Annotated in this window: 18 protein-coding genes; 8 read left to right on the plus strand and 10 right to left on the minus strand. The window is 66.9% G+C overall.

The features are described 5' to 3' along the window. Positions 1–77 precede the first annotated feature (77 nt). Entirely contained in the window at positions 78–326 is a 249-nt protein-coding gene (locus EV645_RS29250; protein WP_130447215.1) for a hypothetical protein, read from the minus strand. 13 nt (positions 327–339) lie between these two features. Continuing rightward, the gene (locus EV645_RS29255) at positions 340–2,019 is read right to left on the minus strand and encodes a sodium:solute symporter family protein (protein ID WP_130447216.1); all 1,680 of its coding nucleotides are present in this window, start codon (positions 2,017–2,019) and stop codon (positions 340–342) included. Positions 2,020–2,186: 167 nt separating this feature from the next. Between EV645_RS29255 and EV645_RS29260 the strand changes: the two genes are divergently transcribed. From EV645_RS29260 to EV645_RS29270, 3 genes are read left to right on the plus strand one after another with little or no spacing between them, the layout of a single operon-like run. Beyond that, entirely contained in the window at positions 2,187–2,672 is a 486-nt protein-coding gene (locus EV645_RS29260) for a hypothetical protein (protein ID WP_130447217.1), read from the plus strand. After that, entirely contained in the window at positions 2,669–3,796 is a 1,128-nt protein-coding gene (locus EV645_RS29265; RefSeq protein WP_198681910.1) for a sensor histidine kinase, read from the plus strand. The genes EV645_RS29260 and EV645_RS29265 overlap by 4 nt, the downstream gene beginning before the upstream one ends. Further along, the gene (locus tag EV645_RS29270; RefSeq protein WP_130447218.1) at positions 3,789–4,445 is read left to right on the plus strand and encodes a response regulator; all 657 of its coding nucleotides are present in this window, start codon (positions 3,789–3,791) and stop codon (positions 4,443–4,445) included. The genes EV645_RS29265 and EV645_RS29270 overlap by 8 nt, the downstream gene beginning before the upstream one ends. On the opposite strand, the gene EV645_RS29275 is transcribed toward EV645_RS29270, so the two are convergent. After that, positions 4,442–5,362: an endonuclease/exonuclease/phosphatase family protein gene (locus EV645_RS29275; protein WP_422386648.1), complete on the minus strand. Its 921-nt coding sequence runs from the start codon at positions 5,360–5,362 to the stop codon at positions 4,442–4,444. The two genes, EV645_RS29270 and EV645_RS29275, sit on opposite strands and share 4 nt — an antisense overlap. A 232-nt stretch (positions 5,363–5,594) precedes the next feature. Between EV645_RS29275 and EV645_RS29280 the strand changes: the two genes are divergently transcribed. The 4 genes from EV645_RS29280 (at position 5,595) to EV645_RS29295 (ending at position 12,515) form a co-directional block, all read left to right on the plus strand. Beyond that, positions 5,595–6,212: a hypothetical protein gene (locus tag EV645_RS29280; RefSeq protein ID WP_130447220.1), complete on the plus strand. Its 618-nt coding sequence runs from the start codon at positions 5,595–5,597 to the stop codon at positions 6,210–6,212. Positions 6,213–6,541: 329 nt separating this feature from the next. Beyond that, positions 6,542–11,086 carry an ATP-binding cassette domain-containing protein gene (locus EV645_RS29285; RefSeq protein ID WP_157997175.1) on the plus strand — a complete coding sequence of 1,515 codons (4,545 nt, stop codon included), beginning with the start codon at positions 6,542–6,544 and terminating at the stop codon, positions 11,084–11,086. Continuing rightward, positions 11,083–12,054, plus strand: coding sequence for a hypothetical protein (locus EV645_RS29290; RefSeq protein ID WP_130447222.1), 972 nt, complete (start codon positions 11,083–11,085; stop codon positions 12,052–12,054). Before EV645_RS29285 ends, EV645_RS29290 begins: the two co-directional genes overlap by 4 nt. A 38-nt stretch (positions 12,055–12,092) precedes the next feature. Further along, a complete protein-coding gene (locus EV645_RS29295; RefSeq protein ID WP_130447223.1) occupies positions 12,093–12,515 on the plus strand; it encodes a carboxymuconolactone decarboxylase family protein in 423 nt (140 codons plus the stop codon). A gap of 322 nt (positions 12,516–12,837) precedes the next feature. Here EV645_RS29295 and EV645_RS29300 read toward each other — a convergent pair whose 3' ends face one another. From EV645_RS29300 to EV645_RS29325, 6 genes are all read right to left on the minus strand, one after another. Further along, the gene (locus tag EV645_RS29300) at positions 12,838–13,854 is read right to left on the minus strand and encodes an ABC transporter substrate-binding protein (RefSeq protein ID WP_130447224.1); all 1,017 of its coding nucleotides are present in this window, start codon (positions 13,852–13,854) and stop codon (positions 12,838–12,840) included. Positions 13,855–13,880: 26 nt separating this feature from the next. Further along, entirely contained in the window at positions 13,881–16,163 is a 2,283-nt protein-coding gene (locus EV645_RS29305; RefSeq protein ID WP_130447225.1) for a glycoside hydrolase family 95 protein, read from the minus strand. Positions 16,164–16,168: 5 nt separating this feature from the next. Next, positions 16,169–17,830, minus strand: coding sequence for a type 2 periplasmic-binding domain-containing protein (locus EV645_RS29310; protein WP_130447226.1), 1,662 nt, complete (start codon positions 17,828–17,830; stop codon positions 16,169–16,171). 38 nt (positions 17,831–17,868) lie between these two features. Continuing rightward, positions 17,869–18,822, minus strand: coding sequence for a carbohydrate ABC transporter permease (locus EV645_RS29315; RefSeq protein WP_130447227.1), 954 nt, complete (start codon positions 18,820–18,822; stop codon positions 17,869–17,871). After that, positions 18,819–19,820, minus strand: coding sequence for an ABC transporter permease (locus EV645_RS29320; protein ID WP_130447228.1), 1,002 nt, complete (start codon positions 19,818–19,820; stop codon positions 18,819–18,821). Before EV645_RS29320 ends, EV645_RS29315 begins: the two co-directional genes overlap by 4 nt. 434 nt (positions 19,821–20,254) lie before the next feature. Then, positions 20,255–20,542: an ArsR/SmtB family transcription factor gene (locus tag EV645_RS29325; RefSeq protein WP_198681912.1), complete on the minus strand. Its 288-nt coding sequence runs from the start codon at positions 20,540–20,542 to the stop codon at positions 20,255–20,257. 313 nt (positions 20,543–20,855) lie between these two features. Between EV645_RS29325 and EV645_RS29330 the strand changes: the two genes are divergently transcribed. After that, positions 20,856–22,109: an MFS transporter gene (locus EV645_RS29330; protein WP_130447229.1), complete on the plus strand. Its 1,254-nt coding sequence runs from the start codon at positions 20,856–20,858 to the stop codon at positions 22,107–22,109. On the opposite strand, the gene EV645_RS29335 is transcribed toward EV645_RS29330, so the two are convergent. Next, entirely contained in the window at positions 22,093–23,079 is a 987-nt protein-coding gene (locus tag EV645_RS29335) for a TerC/Alx family metal homeostasis membrane protein (protein ID WP_130447230.1), read from the minus strand. The two genes, EV645_RS29330 and EV645_RS29335, sit on opposite strands and share 17 nt — an antisense overlap. Positions 23,080–23,202: the final 123 nt, after the last annotated feature.

The following is a 23,202-nucleotide window of genomic DNA, read 5'->3' on the forward strand; positions in this document are numbered from 1 at the left end:
GTAGGAAACATCGGCGTCCAGCAGCAGGATCGCAAAGGACGCCGATGTTTCTCAAACGGACATGCAGCTGTGGCCGGCTACTGCTCGGTCGCGTCTTCCTCGACCGGTACGGCGATCGGCCGCAGCCGGGTCCAGAGCACGAACAGGGCGGTGAACACCAGCATCCCGATGCCGCCCCAGAGGTTGATGTTGATGCCGGCGGCCTTGTCGATCTCCGCCTGCTTCTCGACGATGCCAAGGATCGTCAGCACCACCCCGTAGATGCCGACCAGGGCCGCGATCACGATCCGGATGTCGAAGGCACCGGCCTTCTTCTTGTCTGCCATCTCGAACCCTCCCTCAGGCGAAGATGATGTTGAGGACGATGGTCAGCGCGAGTGAGATCCCGGCGAGCAGGACCGGCTTGCGGTACCAGCCGCCGTCGCCCGCGACCGCTACCTCGGTGCGCTGTTCCTTCGGTGTCAGCGAATACACCAGGCCGACCAGCTCGGTGTCCCGCTTCGGTGTCGTCACCAGGCTGACCACCACGCTGATCACGATGTCGACCACGAAGGCCGCACCCGCGCCGACGAAGCTGGCGCCCTGGCCCGGCAGGTTGATCACGCCGTTCTCGGACAGGATGAAGACCAGGATCGCGGTCGCCGTACCGCTGACCAGGCCGATCCATCCTGCCGTCGCGGTCATCCGCTTCCAGAACATACCGAGGATGAACGTGGCGAACAGCGGAGCGTTGAAGAACGAGAACAGCTGCTGCAGGTAGTCCATCAGGTTGCTGTAGCCCGAGGCGATCGCGGCCGTTCCGATCGCGACCAGCGTGCCGGCCACGGTCACGATCCGGCCCGTCCGCAGGTAGAACTCGTCCGGCCGGTCCTTGATCAGGTAGCGCTCGATGATGTCGTACGACATGACCGTGTTGAACGAGCTCAGGTTGGCCGCCATACCGGCCATGAACGACGCCAGCAGACCGGTGATGGCCAGGCCGAGCATGCCGTTCGGCAGCAGGTCGCGCATCAGCAGCAGCAACGCGTCGTTGTAGTCGACCTCGCCGGTGCCGTTCGCCTTGAACTGGGCCAGCTCGGGCACGATCACCGCGGCGATGATGCCGGGGATGATCACGATGAACGGGATGAACATCTTCGGGAACGAGCCGATGATCGGAGTACGCCGGGCCGCGGACATGTTCTTCGAGGCCAGCGCGCGCTGGACCTCGGTGAAGTTCGTCGTCCAGTAACCGAACGAGAGCACGAAGCCGAGGCCGAAGACGATGCCGATCACGGACAGGAAGCTGTTGTGGAAGCCACTCAGCGCGTTGCCCGGCCACGCGGACATCTGCTCCGAACCGCCCGGCGACGCGCTCACCTTGTCGACCAGGCCCTGCCAGCCCCCGACCTTGTGCAGGCCGACCAGCGTCAACGGCAGCAGCGCGGCGACGATCACGAAGAACTGCAGCACCTCGTTGTAGATCGCCGCGGACAGGCCGCCGAGGGTGATGTAGCTCAGAACGATGGCTGCGGCCACGATCACCGACACCCAGATCGGCCAGCCGAGCAGCACGTTCACGATGGTGGCCAGCAGGAACAGGTTCACGCCCGCGATCAGCACCTGCGCCAGGGCGAAGCTGACCGCGTTCACCAGGTGCGCGGGTTTGCCGAACCGGCGCAGCATGAACTCCGGCACGCTGCGGACCTTCGAGCCGTAGTAGAACGGCATCATCACGACGCCGAGGAACAGCATCGCCGGGACCGCGCCGATCCAGAAGTAGTGCACGGTCGGGATGCCGTACTGCGCACCGTTCGCCGACATGCCCATGATCTCGATCGCGCCCAGGTTGGCCGAGATGAAGGCCAGGCCGGTCACCCAGGCCGGTAGCGAACGGCCGGACAGGAAGAAGTCCAGGCTGCTCGAGACCGCGCGTCTGGCCAGGTACCCGATGCCGAGCACGAAGACGAAGTACAAGGCGATGATGATGTAGTCGATCGCCGTGGCATCCAGTCTCAGGATGGATTGTTGCGGAAGCATCGCCCCTCCGGATCGTCGTATGTGACGCATCGTGGTGTTACCGGTGAGGAACGTTACTCCTACTTTCAATCATCCGGGCGGCGACACCGGCGCCCGATGGTTCTCCACCCGGATCTCCACCCTTGGTCGGTCCTCTGTAGAGACCGGACAGACCTACCGTCCGTGACATGAGCTTCGGAACGTTACCCAACGCACTTGTCGTCGTCGCGGTCGTCGTCCTAGTCCTGGCCCGGCGAATGTCCTGGTCCGAACTGGAGAACTCCGACACCGACGTCTGGCGCGGGCCGCTCGTCCTGATGGGGGTCGGGGTCTACCAGTTGTACGACCGGCACACCGGCCTCGGCTTCATCGACGTCGTACTGCTGGTCATCGGTGCCGCGGTCGCCTTGATCGCCGGCACCGCCTCCGGCCGGGTCGCCCAGGTCGAGCGGCGCGCCGGGAAGGTGTTCTTCCGGCTCGGGATGCCCGGACTCGGCATCATGGTGGCTTACCTGGTCGTACGCCTCGGGCTGGCGGGAGTCGGGCATCTGCTCGGCGCCTCGATGTCCGGTGGCCCCGCGCTGATGGTCTCGATGGGTGCGAACCTGTTGACTCAGTCTGTGGTCATCCAGAACAAGGCTCGTCGCGACGCAGAGGAGTACAGCACCCGGTGAATCTGAAGGCGCTGCTGCCGACGCGGCCGCACGGCGAGAGCGGCTGGGTCGGCCGGGTCCTCACCGCCGGCGTCGTGGTCGCCGTACTCGCGACCGCGCGCCCCGCGGACGCGTGGGTCTGGGTCGTGCTGAGCGTGAGCTTCGTCGTCTTCGCGGTCGGCTCGGTGCTGATGGCGTCTCGCCCGTACGCCGCCCTCGCGCTGCTGTCGGCGGTCGCCGTCGCCAACGCCCTGATCGCGGGCTACCCGCAGTCGAACTCGCTGGCCCTGGTGCTGGTGGCGATCACGGATATCGCCGTGATCGACTTCAAGCGGCACGGCAATCGGCCGATCGTTGCCGCGGGCATCGGTGTCGCGGCGGCGTACGCCGGGTCGGCGTGGTGGTTCGGCCAGCCGGACACCTGGTACTTCACGCAACTGCTGTGGACGGCCGTACTGGTCGCGTTCGGGTTGAACCGGCGACAGTCCGAGGTGCAGGCCCGGCAGACCGAGCAGTTGCTCGAGCAGACCCGGTTGGCGCAGAGCGAGCACGCCCGTGCCGCCACGCTCGAGGAACGCGGGCGGATCGCGCGTGATCTGCACGACGTACTCGCGCATTCGCTGGGTGCGCTGAGCGTTCAACTCGAGGTGGCCGAGGCGCTGCTCGACGAGCGCGGTGATGTAAATGGGGCGTTGGAGCGGGTACGGCGGTCGCGGCGGCTCGCCGTACAAGGGCTGACCGAGGCACGGAACGCGGTCGCTGCGCTGCGGGCCGATTCGGTGCCGGACTTGGCGCAGGCGGTTGCCGCACTGGCAGAACAGCACGAGAAGGACCACGGTACGGCGGTGCGGATGGGCGTCACAGGTACGGTCGCGCGGACCGACTCCGGAGTGACTGTTGCCTTGCTGAACGCTGCTCGGGAGGCGCTGACGAATGCGGCTCGGCACGCGCCCGGCCAGCCGATCGAGATTGCGCTCGCGTACGCGGATGGTGTGCAGCTGTCCGTGCGGAACAAGGGGGCGACGGTTGGCGACGGGTTTGGGCTGGCCGGGATGCGCGAGCGGCTGGCCCTGGTCGGTGGGACGCTGACGGCAGGTCCGGACGGGGACGACTGGCTGGTGGTCGCGGAGGTTCCTGATGAGTGATGCGATCCGTGTGGTGGTGGCGGACGATCAGCAGGTCATGCGCGAGGGTCTGGTGGCGCTGCTCGGGCTGATCGACGGTGTCGAGGTCGTCGGCGCTGCCGCGAACGGTGTCGAGGCTGTCGAGCTGGTTGCCACTCTTGTTGCTGATGGCAACGTTGACGTGGTGTTGATGGATCTGCGGATGCCGGTCCTCGACGGCACGGAGGCTACCGCGCGGATCACGGCCGATTACCCGGATGTCGCCGTACTGGTGCTGACGACGTACGCCGATGACGCGTCGATCGCGAACGCCCTGCGGGCCGGGGCTCGCGGGTATCTGACCAAGGACGCCGGCCGCGCGGAGATCGGCGCCGCACTGCGGTCGACCGCTGCCGGGCAGTCCACGTTCGATCCCGAGGTGTCGAAGCGGTTGATCGCGGGGCTCGCGCCTGAGTCGACCGGCAACGACGGGCTGACCGCGCGGGAGACCGAAGTACTGCGGTTGATCGCGCGCGGGCTGAGCAATCCGGAGATCGCCGGGAAGCTGTTCATCAGCGAGGCGACCGTGAAGACGCATATCAACAACACGTTCGCGAAGATCGGCGCCCGGCATCGCGCCGAGGCGGTCCGCTATGCCTACCGCAAGGGGATCGCCTCAGACCCCCTCTAAATTCGTAGCTCGGCGACTACCGGGCGGTGGTCGCTGCCCGTCGGCTTCATGACCCAGGCCTTCGTGGGGGTGACGCCGCGCACGAGGATGTGGTCGATTCGCGCCATCGGGAACTTCGACGGCCAGGTGAAGCCGAAGCCGGTGCCGGCCGCGCCTTGCGCCGAGCGCAGTCCGGCCGTCAGCGGGGCGAGGCTGCGGTCGTTCGCCGTGCCGTTGAAGTCGCCCATCACGATCACGCCGGCCAGCTTCTCGTCGGCGATCTGCCGGCCGAGCGCCTTGATCGTGTTGTTGCGCTGGTCCGAGGTGAAGCCGCTGGTGCCGACGCGCACGGAGGCAAGGTGGGCGACGTACACCGCGACCTTGCCCTCCGGCGTGCTGACCTCGGCCCGCAACGCGCGGGTCCAGGCGAATCCGACGTCGACCGACTTGGTCTCCACCACCGGGTACTTCGACCAGAGAGCGACTGTGTCGCGGGACACCTGGTACGGGTACTTCGAGGCGAATGCGGCCTTGTAGATCTTGAGGTCGGACGCCGTGAGCTCCTCGAGCGCCATCACGTCCGCGTCGGCGCCCAGCAGATCGCTCGCGGTCGCCTTCGGGTCCGGGTTGGCGGCGTCGACGTTGTGGGTGAGCACGCGCAGGTCGTACGCGCCGCCGGAGCCCTTGCCCGGGAGCAGCAGATCGCCGAACATCACGCCCCACACGAGCGCGGGGACGAGCAGGGCGACGCCGGCCGTCGCGGAACGTCGTACCAGAGCTGCGACGGCGAGGACCGGCACGGCCAGGCCGACCCAGGGCAGGAACGTGTCGAGCAGGCTGCCGAGGTTGCCGATCGAGTTCGGAACGTAACGATGGAAGATCAGCGTCGCCGCGGACAGGATCGCCAGCACCGCGATGAACCAGCCACGACGCCACATACCGCCCTTCCTGCGTCGGCGCGCGCTGTTGCCCGACGGCGGCGGCTGGCGGGTGGCGACTGCGGTTCGGCGGTCCGGCATGCAGCGATTGTTGCGGACGCCGGGTCCGGACCAAAGTCCATGTGCCGTCAGGTACGGCGATTTCATCCGTCCGGAGGACCGTTCCGACCGTTCTGATGAGGAATCTGTGAGAGCTCTGGTGCCGCTGCGTGACAGCGCCGACAATGCCCGTATGCCGACAGCGCATCAACTCAGCCAGCCGTTCGTCGTCAAACGCCACGGAATCGGCACCACGACGACCGCGCTCGCGCTGGGGACCGTGGTGTTCGGCGCGATGCTGGTGATGACTCTGGGGATCGTCGTGGTGCAGGCGATCCGCGGGGCGTCCGTGCGCGAGCCGCTGGAGGCGGTGTGGCTGGCGTGGGGCGGTACGCCGCTGATCTTTGCGGTCGGGCTGCCGATCTTGCTGCTGGTCGGGGCGATCACGGCGCTGGAGGAGCGGCGTGAGTCGGATGATGACGACGTACTGCTGACTGTCGACGACTCGGGCATCTATCTGGGCGGGGAGCAGCCGCGGGCGATCCCTTGGGGGCAGATCCGCGGGGTGTGCCGACTCGAGCGGCACGAGGTCAACGACGAGGGCGACGAGACCTGGGAACCGCGGCTGGTCGTGATGCTGCTGGACGAGGCAGCGCTCCCCCGCAGCACGAAGGCGTGGGGGCCGTCGTGCCCTTGGCCGGGTAGTCACGAGATCCTTGGGCGGTCTCTGCCGTACGACGAACTTGTCACGGCCGTCGCCCAACGCGCCCCCCACATCCAGGTAACCAACCGCGGCCGCGTGAACGACTGAGCCGAGCTGGTGATGGCCTGGTGGTTGCCCGGGGCAACGGGAAGGACGGGTTTCCTGTGTCTGCCGGCGATTTCGGGTTGCAGCAGCTGGAGGGCTGAGCAAAACGCACAGGGGTCGTTCCCGTAAGTGATAGCTGCGAGGATGGCGAGGTGGAGCGCCGACGCGTGGGAGATGAGGCGGCGGCTAGGCGTGCTCGGGGTTCGGGGCGGCTGCGCGGGCGGGTGGTCGACGTGCGGGGGGCTGCTGAGCACAACTTGCGGGATGTTGATGTGGTTTTCGGGCCGGGGCTGACGGCTGTTGTCGGGGTTTCGGGGTCGGGGAAGTCGTCGTTGGCGTTTGATGTGGTTTATGCCGAGGCGCGGCGGCAGTTCCTCGACTCTTTGGCGCTTGGGGGGAACAGCGCGCGGGTTCCCGCCGCACGGGTTCGGCGGATCGACGGTCTGGGGCCGGCGGTGGCGGTGGCTCAGAACGTGCTCAACACGAACCCGGCCTCTACGGTGGCGACGTCCGTCGGGCTGCATCCGTTCTTGCGGATCTTGTACTCACGGTTTGCCGAGGTCGAGTGCCCGCACTGCCACGTGCCGGTCCGGGCGCTTTCCGCCGAGGAGCGCCTGACCACCGCCCTGGACCTGCTCGCTCGCGACGGCAGCCTCGACGTCGAAGTCGCGATTGTGCGCCAATTGACGGGAAGTCACGCGCGCCTGCTCGCCGGCATCAGAGGACAGTTCGCCCAGGTCACCGTCGACGGCCGACCCCGCTCAGCGACCTCAAGGACCCGTCTCGACCCCGCGCTCCCCCACGACATCGTCGTACGTGTGGCCACCCTCCAACCGGGCATGTCAGCAGCCGAGGTCCGCGCGACGCTGGAACAGGCCGACGCGTTGGGCAGGCCCGAAGTACTGCTCGGTGGTACGCCGGTACTGCGCGCGCCGATCTGTCCGCAGTGTGGCGCGTGGGTCCGGCCGCTCGCACCGTCGGCGTTCCGGTGTGACAACGACACGTCGTCACACCGCATTGCCGGCGTCACACTTCAGGAGCTGACCGCTCGATCCGTGACCGAGGTCCTCGAGTTCGTGCAAGAGCTCGAGTCGCGCGCTCGACGCATCCAGGACGAGTTGCTGCGACGCCTGCGTCCGCTGCAAGAGCTCGGCCTTGGATACCTCGCGCTCGACCGGTCGATGCCGACGCTGTCGCGCGGCGAGGCGCAGCGGACCCGGCTCGCCGTCGTACTCTCGGGGCGCCTCGAGGACCTGCTACACGTCCTCGACGAGCCGACGATCGGGTTGCATCACAACGATCTCAGCCGACTGCTCGACGCCATCGCCGCTCTCCCCGGGCCGGTGCTGATGGTCGAACACGACCCGCTGGCCGTCGCCATGGCCGACGACGTGGTGGAGATCGGGCCTGGCGGTGGAGACGGCGGAGGACGCCTGGTGTTTCAAGGCCCGCCGGCGGAGCTGTGGCGAGCAGGCACAGCCTCGGGCATCGGCTTCTCCGCCGGCGCACGCCGACAGCGACCGCAACGCCCGATATCCAACGACCGGATCCGCATCACTGGCGCGAACCTGCGCAACCTCCGCGCTGTCGACTGCGAGATCCCGCTCGGATCGCTGACCGTGATCACCGGGCCGTCGGGAGCCGGCAAGACCACCCTCACCCAGGAAGTCCTGCTGGCGTCGCTAAGAGAGCGCGGCCCGGTCGGATGTACGGCGTTCGACACGCCGGCGACACGGGCTCGTGCGGTGGATCAGGCACCGCTGGGCAACAACCCGCGGTCGAATCCGGCGACGTACACCAAGGTGCTCGACCGGATCCGCGACGTCTTCGCGGACGAGACCGGACGATCACCGTCGGACTTCACCTTCAACCGGGCCGAGGGTGCGTGCCCGGACTGTGAGGGCATGGGAGCGGTCGCGATCGGCCTGAGCTATCTGGCGCCGATCTGGGTTCCGTGCGAGGCCTGCGACGGCACGCGCTACCGTTCCGAGGTCCTCGAGGCGACCTGGGCGGGTCGGTCGATCGCCGACGTACTGGCTCTGAGCGTCGACGAGGCCATCGTGATGTTCGCCGAGCACCCCGCAGTGAACCGGATCCTTCAACCCCTGCAGGAGGTTGGGCTCGGCTATCTGACGCTCGGGCAGCCATCCCCGAGCCTGTCCGGCGGGGAGGCCCAACGCGTGCGGCTCGCCCGTGAGGTGGCCAAGGCGCGGTCCGGCGACCTCGTGCTGCTCGACGAACCCACGACAGGGCTGCATCCCGGCGACCTCGATCGGCTGCTCGCGGTGCTCGACCGGCTGACGGACAGCGGTTGCACGGTGGTCGTCGTCGAACACCAGCCCGATGTGATCGCCTCCGCCGACTGGCGCATCGAGCTGGGACCGGGTGGCGGTCCCGACGGCGGACGTCTGCAGCATTGCGGCCCACCCGTTGCCGACGAGCAGCCGCCGGTGCGGCCTCGCGCCAAGCCGCGCACCGACCGCCGTTCCAGCGACGCCATCCGGGTACGAGGCGCCCGCGCCCACAACCTGCAGGGAGTCGACGTCGACTTCGCCAAGGACCGGTTCACCGTCGTCACCGGCGTATCGGGTTCGGGCAAGTCGTCGTTGGTCCACGACGTACTCGAGTCGGAGGCGACCAGGCGGCTGCTCGAGTGCTTGTCGGTCTACGAGCGGCAGTCGGTCCGTGAGGGTCCGGAGGCTCCGGTCGACTCCTTGACCGGCCTGGGTACGACGATCAGCATCGACCCGTCCGGCCTGGGCTTCGACGGGCGCGGCCCGGGCTTCTATGTCTGGGATGCCGACCGGGTGACCGTCGGCCGGTCCAGCGACCTCGACCGCCTGCTCGCCGTTGTCATCGCGAAGGCCGGCGTGCGTACCTGCCTTGCCTGTGGACATCAGACCGTATGCCGGACGTCCCCGAAGCCGGAGTCGCCGTGGAGCTGCACCGATTGCGGGACCGGCGCGGTGCCGATCGAGCCGCGGCATCTGGTGGGGTCACCCGCGTCGATCTGTCCGCAGTGCCTGGGGCTCGGAGTCGAGCGGGAGTTCGAATTCGCCACGCTGATCGTGAACCCGGATGTGCCCGTCTACGACGGCGTCTTCGGCGGCAGTCTGGCCTGGTTCGGCACAACCGTCGGCGAGGAGCCGCCGATGCGGTCGCTGGCCGAGCGCTACGGCTTCGACTTCGACCGCACCCCCTGGAAGGCGTTGAGCGACGAGGCCCAACACGCCGTCCTGTACGGCGATGCGTCCTGGCGCGGGTTGAACGCGTGGGCCGCAAACGATGTCGGCGGCAAGGAATCGACTGCGTTCCCGTGTCGCGAGTGCGGTGGCCGGCGGCTGCGCGCGCCGTACCTGACGATCCGCCTGCAGGGACTCGCGCGGGACGAGTTCTTTGCGACCTCGCTCGCCGAGCTGGAGGTAGTACTGACCTCGATGGAGGTGCCCGACGATCCACAGGCCGCGGACGCCCGGACCACCGCTCTGCGTCGGCTCGGCTTCCTCCGTGCCGTCGGGCTGGGGTACCTCCAGCTGAACCGTTCGACCTGGACGCTCTCGGCCGGCGAGGCGCAACGGATCAAGCTGGCGTCGGTGCTCGGCGACGGACTGGTCGGAATGACGGTGCTGTTGGACGAACCGTCGAGGGGCCTGCATCCCTCTGAAGTAACCCCATTGGCCCGGACATTGACCGAATTGCGGGACGCCGGCAACACCGTCATCGCCGTCGAGCACGACCCGCTCATCATCCGCGCGGCCGACGACGTGATCGAGATCGGCCCTGGTGCCGGGCCGTCCGGCGGTCACTTGGTCGGGCTGGACAGCGCGCAGTCGGTGACGCGAGCTCTTTTGTGCGGACAGGTTCCGGCGGTACGCCGCGACCGCCGCCGGGAGCCGACCGGTTGGATGAAGGTGACCGGAGCGCGAGAGAACAACCTCGACGGACTCGACGCCGACGTACCCCTCGGCGTGCTGGTCGGCGTCTGCGGAGTGTCCGGGTCGGGGAAGTCGTCGCTCGTCGTCGACACCGTCGCGCTGGGTCTGGTCCGGCCGAAGACCAACATTCCCGGCCGCGGTGCGATCCGCGTACGGCCCGGCGACCACGACACCATCTCCGGTGCGCCCGCGCGAACGGTCGTGGCCGACCAGTCCCGCGCCGAGATCACGTCGCCCGGCATGTTCCTCGGGCTCATCGGCGCCGTCCGCAAGCAGTTCGCCGCGAGCGAGACCGCGATCGAGCAGGGCATCACGATCAAGGACCTGAGCTACGGCTGCGACGCCTGCAAGGGCAAAGGCGTGTGGCAGCAGGACATGTCGTTCCTGCCGTCGGTTCGCCAGACCTGTGATGCCTGTGGCGGATCCGGCTACCGCCACGAAGCCGCCGCTCTCCTCGATCGGGGCCGGAGCCTCGCCGACATCGAAGCGCTCACCATCGCCGAACTGGTCGACGAGTGGGGCGACCTCGACGCCGTACGACGGATGGGCGGCGCCGCCGTCGAGCTCGGACTCGGCTATCTAGTACTGCGTCAACCGGGCTGGAGCCTGTCGGGCGGCGAAGCGCAGCGGCTCAAGCTTGCCAAGGAGTTCGCCCGTACGACGAAGACAACCGCCCTGTACGTGCTCGACGAACCCACGGTCGGCCTCCAAGCTACGGACGTCGCAGTACTCGTCGGCGCGCTCGACGCACTCGTTGCTGCCGGCAACAGCGTGCTCGTGGTCGAACACGATCCGGCCTTCCTCGCCGCCTGCGACTGGCTCATCGAGCTCGGACCGGGCGCGGGACCGGACGGCGGCCGAATCGTCTTCGAAGGCCCACCCGATGCTCTGGTGGAGGCAGCCACCGCCACCGCGCCGTACCTTCGGGGGATGCTGCCATGAACATCGGCACCCTGCTGCTCGGGGATCCGTCGCCTTCCCTGCGATGGCGGGCGGCGCGCGAACTGGAAGGCGCCGAGGACGCCGAGGTTGCCTCCTGGCGTACCGAGATTGATCGGAGCCCGGAGATCGAGGGACTCGTCTCGCGGCTGGCGGCAGCCGGGCCTTACGATGCGGGCCATCTGCTGTGCCGGCTGGCATACCTCGGCTATCGCGGGCCGGCTCTCGCGACCGCGGTCGAGAAGATCTTCGGCTTACAGCAATCGGATGGCTCGTGGTCGGTTCCCGGCCCGATCGAAGGTCCTCGCTTCATCACGATGCACACCGTCGTACCGCTGCGTGGGATCGCCGCCGCGGGTTTCGCGACCGATCCGCGGGCCGAGCGTGCGTACGAGTGGCTGCTCGGCGTACGCCTCGAGGACGGATCGTGGCCGGCCGGGCCGAAAGCCGACCTGGGACAGGCGGGTCGCCCGGCGCCACCGGAGAGGGAGTACCGGCGGCTGTCCCGCGGGCTCGGCTGCCGATCGGCGACGACCGGCGCTGTTGCTTGCCTGGCGATGCATCCCTCGCGACGGCGATCCGACGCCGCTCGGATCGGGGTCGACCACTTGCTCGCCCGCGAGACCCGAGACGCTTCGACGATCGGCTGGGAGGTGTCCCGGCTCGTCGGGCTCGAACGTGCGATGGGACAGATCACGTTCTACGCCACATTCGACCTCGCCTTCCTGCTCGACCTCGCCTCACGATGCGGCGTCTCGCTACAGGACCGCCGGGTCCACGACCTGGTCGACTACCTCGAGAGCCTCCGCGGCCCCTACGGCCTGTGGCAACACGCCGTCCATCCGCAGCTCGCCGGTTGGCTCACCTTCGATCTCGAGACCAGCCTCCGCCACCTCGAGTCCGGCGACTGGATCGGCAACGAAGAGCCCGCCGACTTCACGCCGTACCAGCGCGGCCGACGCCGGTACTGAGACTTCTAGTCGCCCGGTCGACGGTTAGCGTCGGGTGCATGACGGCTCCAGACATCAACAGCCCCGAAGAGCAGCTCCGCTACCAACGAGGCCTGGAGGTGATGAACGCCGTCGACGGCGGCTCAGCCCCCGCCGTAATGGAAAACCTCGCCGACATCGCCCCGGCGTTGGCCCACCACATCGTCGCGTTCGGCTTCGGCGACATCTACTCCCGCCCAGGCCTCGACCCCAAGCAACGCCAGCTCGTCACGCTAGGCATCCTCACCGCGTTAGGCGGCTGCGAACCCCAGCTCGAAGTCCACATCCGCACATCCCTCAACGTCGGCCTAACCCCAACCGAAATCGTCGAAGCCTTCACCCACGCGGCTGGCTACGCCGGCTTCCCCCGAGCCCTCAACGCAATCGGCGTCGCCAAGCGAGTCTTCGCCGAACGCGACCTACTGCCCGTCGAGGACATCTGACGCCAAGCCCACCCCATCCAGGAGCGCCCGCTGCAGCCCGCGGCTCGCGCCCCAGGCCCAGCGACGGCGACGGCGTGGCGTGCTCAGTCAGACGAGTGGATATCCGCTGCCGTTGTGCCTTCTCTGCTGGTGTGCGAGCAGAGAAGGCACAACTCGCGAGGTTATCCGCTCGTGTTGCCGAAGCCGGGGAGATTGGGTTGCTACCTCCCACCACAGCCGACCCCACCCGCCACAGCCCATCCATCCACCACGCAGCCGTTCCACCACAGCCGACCGCACATACCCTGCCCATCCCACCCACGACGGCGCGCGGGCGGGTTTGCTACCCCTTCGGGCCGAGGAGTTTCTCGAGGTCGGTGAGGACGTCCATGGCGCCTAGTGGGCCGAGGCCCAGGAACCAGACCTCGTCGTCAACCCGCGCCGACTTGCCGGCCTTCACCGCGGCGAGCGACTTCCACAGGTTGCCGTTGACGACCTTGTTCTCGTCGGTGGTGTCGGGCTTTCCGTAGCTGGAGTAGAAGATCCAGTCGCCGTCGGCTTTGCCGATGTTCTCCTGTGATACCTCGACCGCGAGGTCCTGCACGTCCTGGATCTTGGGTCGCGGCAGGCCGATGTCCTTCAGGATGACGCCGATGAAGGACAGGTTGCCGTACAGCCGGATCTCTCCGGGCCGGAAGCGTACGAGCGAGATCGTCGGCGAACCCTGGACCTTGGACTTCACCTCGTTGGCGCGCTTCTGGTAGTCGTTCAGGATTCCGGTGGCCTTGTCCTCCTCGCCGACCGCGTCCGCGACCAGCAGGAAGTTCTCCTTCCACGGGAACCCGGGGCGGATGCTGAAGACCGTCGGCGCGATCGCGCTGAGCTTGTCGTACAGGTCGTTCGCGCGCAGCTTGCTGCCGAGGATGAGGTCGGGCTTGAGCGCCGCGATCGCCTCGAGGTTGAGTTCGCTGATGCCGCCGACCGTCTTGATGCCCTGCGCCTTGTCGGCGAGGTACGACGGTACGCCGTTCTGCCCCGCCGTCGTGGCCATGCCGACCGGCGTGATGCCCAGAGCGAGTACGTCGTCCAGCTCGCCGCTGTCGAGCACGACCACGCGCGTCGGCTTCGCCGGGATCTTGGTCTCGCCGAGCGCGCCCTTGACGGTCCGCGGGAACGCACCGGGCGCGGCGTCCGAGCCGAGTTTCGCGGTCTCGGCGTCGGCGGTGCTGAACAGCCGCCCGCCGGTCGCCACGTCCTTGTCCCCGACCCCGGTGTCCGCACTCTTGGTGGTGTCACCACCACCGCAGCCCGCTGCGAGCAGTACGGCGGCCGACACGACGATCCCTATCAGCTTCTTCACGAACGTTGAGCCTACAACAACCAAGGTTAGGCAGTCCTAACCAGGTCCACCTGTTGGCCGGCCGAGAGCTCCACAATCCGCTCCCCGTCCGGCAGCACGATCCGATGCGTGCCCGCGTGCGACGCCCGTACGACGGCCTCCGTCAGTACGCCGCCAAGCCACGTCACGTCGAACGTCAGACCGCCGCGCGCACGCAGACCGCGGAACGACCCGTCGGGCCAGTCGGACGGCAACGCCGGCAGGACGCGGATCACGTCGGTGTGGCTCTGCAGCAGCAGCTCCGGGATGCAACCGGTCATGCCGAAGTTCGCGTCGATCTGGAAGATGTCGCCGTCGCGGTGCAGGAGGTTGTCCGACACCAGCCGACTCAAATAGTCCTGGATCACCGCAGCGGCCTTCGAAGGCTCGAACAGTCGGGCCCACAGCGCGACCAACCAGGCCGCGGTCCACCCGCCGTTCACAGCACCATCGGTACGCAGGTCCAACGAAGCCCGAGCGGCCGCGGCCCACTCCGGCGTACGCGTCGGGTCGATCTCGGCGCCTGGATACAACCCGTAAAGATGTGACTGATGCCGATGCTGCGGCTCGGACGGCGGCCAGTCGGTCGGCCACTCGTACAGCCGCCCCTCCGGCGTCACCCGTACCGAAGGCAGACGATCACGAGCCGCCGCAGCGCGCGAAACCAGCGATGAGTCGAGCCCCAGGATCGCAGCGGCCTCAGCCAGGTTCGCGAACAGCTCCCGGATCAACCAGATGTCGTACGTCGAGGTCAGGTCAACGGAAGCCTTCGAACCCGACGGCAAGATGAAATGATGCTCCGGCGCCGTCGACGGGACGAACTGCAGCACCCCGTCGCCGTCCTCGACGAGCATCGAGAGCACGAACTCCGCCGCGCCCGCGATCAACGGGTACGCACGGTCGCGCAGGAAATCCACGTCCATCGTGAACCGGTAGTGCTCCATCAAATGCGCCGTCAGCCAGACCCCGCACGTCGCGCACATCGCCCAGACGGGATCGTCATCACCCGCGCCGACCGGCCAGGTCGCGCGCCACAGGTCGGCGTTGTGATGCGAGACCCAACCCGGTACGTCGTACAGAGTCCGAGCGGTCTCCGCACCGGACGAGGCCAAGCCCTCGATCAAGTCGACCAAGGGGTCGAAGCACTCGTGCAGGCCGGTCAGGTCGGCCGGCCAGTAGTTCATCTGGGTGTTGATGTTGTTGGTCCAGTCGCTGGCCCACATCGGCCGGCGGTCCTGGTTCCAGATGCCTTGCAGGTTGGCCGCCTGCGTCCCGGGGCGGGAGGACGCCATCAACAGGTACCGCCCGAAGTTGAACGTCAGCGCAACCAGATCCGGATCGCTGCCCCCGGCAGCTACTGCTGCAATCCTCTCGTCGGTCGGCAATTCACTTGGAACACCCAACGAAAGCGAAGAGCGGTCGTAGAGCGCCACATGATCCTCGACATGACGCTCGCGAAGCTTGTCCACAGCAACCGAATCCAATACGGCGACCGCAGCAGCCAAAGCAACCAACGGATCCCGCCCCGGCGGCGCCGACCAGCCGACGAATGTACTTGCCGCCGACAACACGACCGTCACGCTGTCCGCACCACGAACCACAACGCCCGCGTCCGAAGCTTCCGCCGTCCCGCCGTCAACCAGCGCCCGGAGCGCGACCCCGAACCCGATCCCACGCCCCTCTTCGTAGCGGATCGGATCCGGCCGATCCCGATACTCGATGGTCAGATCCGACGGCGCCCGCCCAACCAATCCATAGGTGCCACCGGCAACCGATGGCCGGACCGGGTGCTGACTCTCCAACGACAGTTCGAGATCGACAGCACCCGGCCGGTCGGCCGTGATCGTCCACACCATGACCTGGTCCGGCGTGGACACGAAGGTCTCACGCCGGAACCGCGTCCCATCCACCGTGTATTCCACACCGGCAATGCCGGTGCGCAGATCCAAACTCCGCCTGTAGTCCGCACCCACGCCGGCCGACCGGATCACCAGGTCGGCGAGCGGCTGGTACGACTCCACCAACGGACCCTGTAACGCACGGGTCCGCTCGGTGGCCGCCAGCCGATCACCTTCCTCCAGCAACAACCGTCGTACGTCGGCCAGCACCGCCGGCCCGTCCGGCACCGTCAAGGTGCGCGGACCGTCGCCCGACCAGACATCGTCGAGGTTGAGCGCGATCCGCTCCTCGCCGACCCGGCCGAACACCTTCCCGCCGAGATGCCCGTTGCCCACCGGCAACGCCTCGAACCAGTCCGGCGCGGGGGTGCGGAACCACAGGGAATGAGACATCAGGCCTACTTCGAACCGCTCTTGTACTTGTCGTACGCCTGCTGGTTGATCTCCAGGTACCGCGGCATACCGGTGCTGTCGAGACCCTTCACGTACGCGTCCCAGTCGGTGTCGATGTTCTTCGAACCGGTGATGAAGGCCAACTGGTTCTGGTTCACGTAGGTGTTCAGGTTGGTCTGCAGCGTGGCGATCTCGCCGCTCAGGCTCGGGTCCGGCCACATGAACGCCTGCGGGAACCACTGCGCCTTGTCGACATGCCCCTCGTACTGCTTGGTCGCCTCCCACAGCCGCCGCTCCAGGCCGGCGCCGCTGTAGATGTCCTTCGGCGTGACCTGCGCGTTCCGGAAGGCCAAGGTGTTGTTGTACTGGCCGAGCGCACCCCAGCTGATGTTCTTCGGCGCGTTCTGCACCGGCTTGTACAGCGGCTTGGTGCTCGCGTCGAGGGCGATGTCACCGGCGGCGGGCTTCGTCCAGCCGACACCCTCCGGGCCCATGTTGGTGATCATCTGGCCTTCGTCGCTGTAGATCCAGTCCAGCATCTTGATCGCGGCGACCTGGGCCTCCTTGCTGGCCTTGTTGGTCAGCATGAACGTGTAACCGGTCGAGGTCGGGTGGTTGTACCCGGTGTAGCTCTTGCCCTCCGGACCGGTCAGCGGCGGCACCGCGTCGTACTGCTTGTCGCGGCCGTCCTTGGAGTCGAGCTGGACGAAGATGCCCGGCCACAGGACCGGCACCGATCCGAGCTTGACCGCCTTCGGGTCGTTGCCCTGGGCCTGCAATGCCTGCGCGTTCTGGGTGAACGCCGCCTGGTCGATCAGGCCGTCCTTGTAGAGGCCGTGGATGTACTTCAGGCCTTCCTTCCACTGGTCCGAGGCGACCGGCGTGACGACCTTGTCGCCGTTCAGCGTGAGCAGCGACCGTACGCCGTTGTTCGCGCCGACCGGGTCGTAGGCGAACGCGTTCATCAGGTACGCGATCAGGCTGCTGTCCTGGACGTCGGTGGTCATCGGGATCTCGTCGGCCTTGCCGTTGCCGTTCGGGTCCTTGGTCTTGAACGCCTCGAGCACGTTGCGCAGATCATCGGTGGTCTTGGGCACCTGCAGGCCGAGCTTCTTCAGCCAGGTGCTGTTGATCCACAGCTTGTCCGGGTAGGTGCAGTGGAAGCAATCGGCCCACTGCGGCAGCGCATAGATGTGACCGTCGGGCGCGGTCGCCATCTCCTTGTATTCCTTGTTGGTGTCGAGCACCTTCTGGATGTTGGGCGCGTTGTCCTTGATCAGGTTCTCGAGCGGCACCGCGACGCCCTGCTGGCCGAGCTTGAGCACCTCGGCCTGGGTGAACGCGTCGACCCACGGGATCAGGAAGAACAGGTCCGGGTAGTCGCCGCTGGCCAGCGCGATCTGCCGCTTCTCCTTGGCCGGCCCGGCGTCGTACGTCGTGGTCTGCCACCGGAACTGGATCTTGAACTTGTCGCTCATGATCTTGGTGACCGCGTTGGTGGTCAGGTTGGTGCTGGAGTCCGACGGTGTGAACGTGTCGATGACGACCTTGCCGTCGGCCGAGGTCTCGTTCGCCGCTCCCTTGGACGATTTGTCCGAACTGCACGCCGCCAGGGCGAGCGCGCCGGCGGCCGCCAGCGCGACGACCTTGCTCACGGATGAGCGCATTGCTGTGTTCCTCTCTGAAGTGGATTGAGCCTCGTGGCTCAGCCCTTGACCGCGCCGACCATCACGCCCTTGGTGAAGTGGCGGGCGACGAACGGGTAGATGATCAGTACGGGCAGGCTCGAGATGACGATGAGCGCGTACTTGAGGACGTTGGCCAGCTGCTGCTGTTCGAGCTGCTGGGCCAGGTTCGTCGTGGTGGTGGATCCGGTGAGGGTGTTCAGGATCAGCACGTTGCGGAGCACGATCTGCAGCGGGTACAGACCGGGGTCCTTGAGATAGATCAGGGCGTCGAAGTAGCTGTTCCACTGGAAGATCGCGTACATCAGCGCGATCACCGCGATCACCGGCTTCGACAGCGGCAGCACGATCGACCACAGGAACCGCAGGTCGCTGGCCCCGTCGATGGTGGCCGCCTCGTACAGCTCGTCCGGGATCGTCGAGCGGAAGAAGGTCCGGGCGATGATCACCTGCCAGACCCCGATCGCGCTCGGGATCACCATCGCCCAGCGGGTGTTCAGCATCCCGAGGTCCTGGACCACCAGGTACGTCGGGATCAGGCCGCCGGAGAACAGCATCGTGAAGATCAGCACGCTCATGATCACGTTCCGGCCGAAGAACGTCCGGCGGGACAGCGGGTACGCGATCGCGATCGTCAGCGTGACGCTGATCAGGGTCCCGCCGATCGCGTAGATGAACGAGTTCAGGTAGCCCTTCATGATCAGCGGATCGCTGAAGGCCTCTTTGTACGCACGGATGCTGGGCTCGATCGGCCAGAACAGCACCCGGCCCGCACTCACCGCCGACGGGCTGCTGAACGAGTTCGCGACGATGTAGATCAGCGGGACCGCGACGATGATCAATGCCAGCCAGAGCATGATCTTCACGCCGGCCAGGAAGATCTTGTCGGTGCGCGTCTCCTCGATCGCGGTCCGCTTCGAGGTGTCCGGCCGCTTGTCCGCCGTACGCCGGAAACCTTGCAACGTGATGCTCATGACCAGAGTCCGTTTCCGGTGATGCGCTTGGCGACGAAGTTCACGCCGAGCAGGAGGAAGAGGTTGATCACCGAGTTGAAGAGCCCGATGGCGGTCGCCATGCTGAAGTCGGCGTTCAGCAGACCGGTCTTGTAGACGTAGGTGGCGATGATCTCGGACTGCTGGGTGTTCAGCGGGTTCTGCAGCAGGAACGCCTTCTCGAACCCGATCGACATGATGTTGCCGACGCCGAGCACCAGGATGATCACCGCGGTCGGCATGATCCCCGGCAGGTCGACGTGCCGGATCCGCTGCAGCCGGCTGGCTCCATCGATCCGCGCGGACTCGTGCAGCGCGGGGTCGATGCCGGACAGCGCGGCCAGGTAGATCACCGCGGAGTACCCGGTGGTCTGCCAGACGTCGGACCAGACGTAGATGTGGCGGAAGTAGTTGGGGTTCCCAAGGAAGTCGACCGACGGTACGCCGAACAGCCCGATCGCGTCGTTCACGAAACCGAGCCGCGGCGACAGCACCAGGATCGTCATCGAGACCACGACGACGGTGGAGATGAAGTACGGCGCGTAGGTGACCAGCTGGACGGTCTTCTTGAACCGGCCGTTGCGGATCTCGTTCAGCGCGATCGCCAGGATGATCGGGATCGGGAAGCTGGCGAGGACCGTGTAGACCGACAGCAGGAAGGTGTTCTTCACCAGGGTCCAGAACACCGGGTTCTGGAAGAACAGCTCGAAGTTCTTGAACCCGACCCAGTCGCTGCCCCACGGGCCCTTGACCGGGCTGTAGTCCTTGAACGCGATCACCGCGTTGGCGATCGGGATGTACTTGAAGATGACGAAGTACGCGAGCGGTACGACGATCAGCAGGTAGAGCTGCCAATGCCGCCGCAGGCTCCGCCCGGCCTGGGTCCGGCGGGACGTTCGCGGTGGCTTCCGGGCCGTCGTCTCACCTGCCCGCGACGCCGCTGGCGCCGGCGCCGGTTTCACCTCGAAGGTTGCGCTCACTCCGCATCCTTTCCCTCACGCGCTGGAGTGGAACCGATATCCGATAGGATCTCGGGTTTCGCTATCCCGGAGGATGACACACAACCCCTCCGGAGCGGAAGAGTTCCCGGCCCGGTCGATACCGGACGGTGACCGATGCGCCCGAATCCCTTGAAAACAAGGCGTATTCAGTGTTGCCTCTAGCAACTACCGGACGGCAAACGCCGAATGATCCGATGGCCAGCCATCGGATCCGGGCACACACCGATCAAGCCCGGAGTCGCTCTGAGCCACCGACACCGGACCGATCCACAATTTATTTCTGCTGTTAACTATATAGCAGTCAACCTGCCCCCCGACCCCTATGTCAAGACCTGAACTTCCTCAGGCGTCGTAGGCGTTCAGGCCGATGAGGAGGCCGGCGGGGTCGAGGATGTAGGCGCCTCGGGACGGCATCAGGCCGGCGCCTTGTCGTGAGGGGCGGCCACGTCGACGGCCCAGTGCGCGAGGGCGTGGAGTGCGTCGGGGTTCAGTTCGTGCCAACGGTGGCGGCCGACCAGGGTGGTCCGCACGACGTCGGCCGTCTGCAGGATCTTCAGGTGCTGCGACACCGCGGGCCGGCTGATCGGGAACAGCTCGGCCAGCTGCCCGGTCGTCGCCGGACCCTGCGCCAGCCGCGTCACGATCCGCCGCCGGGAAGCATCGGCCAGGGCGGCCAGGACCGCGCCGACCTCGATCGCCACAGCACTCCTTCAATCGCGTAAGCCAGACCTTACGCGTAAGAATTTACTTACGCAATGCGGCAAAAACCTGACCCGACCATCACGGGGGAACGGCCGGGCCAGGCATTATCGATAGTACCCCGGATCACCGCCCGTGGTCGGCTAATTCGGAGGCGGACGCGCCGGGTCTCCTCTACCCTGAGCGGCATGCAAACCCGCTCCTGAAAAGCGCACCTCCGCGGCCTGATCCGGGCCACCGTCGTGCGTCACGTCAAGCGCTTGACCGCCGGTCGCGCTTCGTCATGCCCGCACACGCTTTCGGGAGCATTTCGACATGTCTGTCTACCGGTCCGCGGACCCTGTTAGGACGTACTACGCCTACAACGCAGCGTGGTCGTTCCTCGCCGCGCTGTCCTTCACCCTCAGCGCGGTCTACTACGTCCGCGACGCCGGCCTGAACCCGCTGCAGATGGTCCTGGTCGGGACCACGCTCGAGCTCGCCTGCTTCCTCTTCGAGATCCCCACCGGCATCGTCGCCGACCTCTACAGCCGCCGACTGTCGATCATCATCGGCTTCGTCCTGATCGGCGCCGGCTTCCTGCTCCAGGGCCTGGTGCCGGCATTTCTCGCGATCCTCGCCGCACAGGTCCTCTGGGGCGTCGGCTTCACGTTCACCTCGGGCGCCGATCAGGCCTGGATCACCGACGAGATCGGCACCGAGCGCGCCGCCCCGGTCTTCGTCCGGGCGCAGCAGTTCGAGCTCGGCGGCCGGATCGGCGGAATCGTCAGCGCCGGCGCGCTCGGTCTCATCAGCCTGCCGCTGCCGATGGCGGTCTCCGGCGCCGGGATGATCCTGCTCGCGCTGATGCTCGGCGTCTTCATGCGCGAACAGAACTTCCACCGGACCCCGAAGGACGAGCGCGACACGTTCCGGCAGATGGCCGAGACGTTCAAGAGCGGCCTCGATGCGGCCCGGCGGCGTCCCGTCGTACGCACGCTGGTGATCATCAGCCTGATCTCCGGTCTGGCCAGCGAGGCGTTCGACCGGCTGTGGTCGGTCAAGATCCTGAACTTCACCTTCCCGACCGTCTTCGGTACGTCGGACCCAGCGTTCTGGTTCACCGTGCTCGCACTCGTCGGGACGCTGTTGTCGCTGTTCACGTCCCTCGTACTGAACCGGCTCTCCCCCGACCGCCTGTCCGCCGTACATCCGACCGGCATCCTGGCGACGCTGGCGACGCTGCAGGTGGTCGGCATCTGCTCCTTCGCCCTGCTCGGGAACCTCTGGCTCGCGCTCGCGGCGATGTGGCTCAACACTGTCGCAGGCACCCTCGCCTACCCGATCGAGTCCGCCTGGCTGAACCGCCACGTCGACTCGAAGTCGCGCGCGACGGTGATCTCGATGGTCTCCCAGGCGAACGCGATCGGTCAGGTCGTCGGCGGCCCGCCGCTGGGAGCCTTGGGCCGCTCGACGTTGCGCGGTGCGTTGCTGGCGTCCGGATTGATCTCGACGCCGATCCCCCTGTTGTACCTGCGCCTCAAGGACGTACGCCGTACCCCTGCGGAGGAGGTCAGTCGTCGACCTTGACGCGGATCGCTTCCCGGCGGCTGTCGTACGACGACTTGATCAGGCTGGCGACCGTGGTCACGAACAGCGTGGCGATGATGAAGCCGAGCGACGTCAGGATGCCGATATGCGGTAGGTGGATCGCGCCGATGTCGTCGATGTGCGAGCCGTGCAGCGCCTCGATGATCAGCTTGACGCCGATGAACGCGAGGATCACCGACAGGCCGACGTTCAGGTAGATGATCCGCTCGAGCAGACCGCCGATCAGGAAGTACAGCTGGCGCAGACCCATCAGCGCGAACGCGTTGGCGGTCAGCACGATGTACGCGTCCTGGGTGAGCCCGAAGATCGCGGGGATCGAGTCGAGCGCGAAGATCACGTTCGCCATCCCGATCGCGGCGATCACGATCACCAGCGGCGTCACCAGCCGGCGACCGTCGATGCGGGTGGTCAGCTTGTCGCCGTCGTAGTCGTGCGAGATCGGGAGGATCCGGCGCATGCCCCGCAGTACGGCGTTCTCCTGGAAGTCGGTCTCGTCGTTCTCACCCTCGAGCGCCAGCCGGACCGCGGTATAGACCAGGAACGCGCCGAAGATGTAGAACACCCAGCTCGCCGCCGAGATCGCCGCCGCGCCGGCCAGGATGAAGATCGCCCGCAGCAGCATCGAGACCACGATGCCGATGTACAGCACCTTGTCCTGCGCCAGGCTCGGTACGGCGAAGCGCGCCATGATGATCACGAACACGAACAGGTTGTCGACGCTGAGGCTGTACTCCGTGATGTAGCCGGCGACGAACTCGCTGCCGGTCTGACCCGGACTGAACAGGAACAGACCGAGGGCGAAGAGTCCCGCGAGGCCGACGTAGAACAGCACCCACCGGGTCGCGTCCTTGATCGTCACGGTGTGGTTGCGGCGCGCGATCACGATCAGGTCGAACGCGACGATCGCGAGCAACCCGATGATCGTGAGCACCCAGACAACGGGTGGCATGACAGAGACCATGACGAACCTCCGGACGTGGGCATACCTCTAGCTCGGTCCGGAGGTCTCTTCCACCCAGGCGAACCTGGGCCGGCAGCACCGGTTCGGCCGCGAGGCCTCCCGTGATGACGA

The sequence above is a fragment of the Kribbella rubisoli genome (assembly GCF_004217145.1).
Lineage (GTDB): Bacteria > Actinomycetota > Actinomycetes > Propionibacteriales > Kribbellaceae > Kribbella > Kribbella rubisoli.

Bases quoted from the DNA above. Each gene is read 5' to 3' on its own strand.
- EV645_RS29250 (WP_130447215.1), bottom strand. From the start codon at position 326: ATGGCAGACAAGAAGAAGGCCGGTGCCTTCGACATCCGGATCGTGATC.
- EV645_RS29255 (WP_130447216.1), bottom strand. From the start codon at position 2,019: ATGCTTCCGCAACAATCCATCCTGAGACTGGATGCCACGGCGATCGAC.
- EV645_RS29260 (WP_130447217.1), top strand. From the start codon at position 2,187: ATGAGCTTCGGAACGTTACCCAACGCACTTGTCGTCGTCGCGGTCGTC.
- EV645_RS29270 (WP_130447218.1), top strand. From the start codon at position 3,789: ATGAGTGATGCGATCCGTGTGGTGGTGGCGGACGATCAGCAGGTCATG.
- EV645_RS29275 (WP_422386648.1), bottom strand. From the start codon at position 5,362: ATGTGGCGTCGTGGCTGGTTCATCGCGGTGCTGGCGATCCTGTCCGCG.
- EV645_RS29280 (WP_130447220.1), top strand. From the start codon at position 5,595: ATGCCGACAGCGCATCAACTCAGCCAGCCGTTCGTCGTCAAACGCCAC.
- EV645_RS29290 (WP_130447222.1), top strand. From the start codon at position 11,083: ATGAACATCGGCACCCTGCTGCTCGGGGATCCGTCGCCTTCCCTGCGA.
- EV645_RS29295 (WP_130447223.1), top strand. From the start codon at position 12,093: ATGACGGCTCCAGACATCAACAGCCCCGAAGAGCAGCTCCGCTACCAA.
- EV645_RS29305 (WP_130447225.1), bottom strand. From the start codon at position 16,163: ATGTCTCATTCCCTGTGGTTCCGCACCCCCGCGCCGGACTGGTTCGAG.
- EV645_RS29310 (WP_130447226.1), bottom strand. From the start codon at position 17,830: ATGCGCTCATCCGTGAGCAAGGTCGTCGCGCTGGCGGCCGCCGGCGCG.
- EV645_RS29315 (WP_130447227.1), bottom strand. From the start codon at position 18,822: ATGAGCATCACGTTGCAAGGTTTCCGGCGTACGGCGGACAAGCGGCCG.
- EV645_RS29330 (WP_130447229.1), top strand. From the start codon at position 20,856: ATGTCTGTCTACCGGTCCGCGGACCCTGTTAGGACGTACTACGCCTAC.
- EV645_RS29335 (WP_130447230.1), bottom strand. From the start codon at position 23,079: ATGCCACCCGTTGTCTGGGTGCTCACGATCATCGGGTTGCTCGCGATC.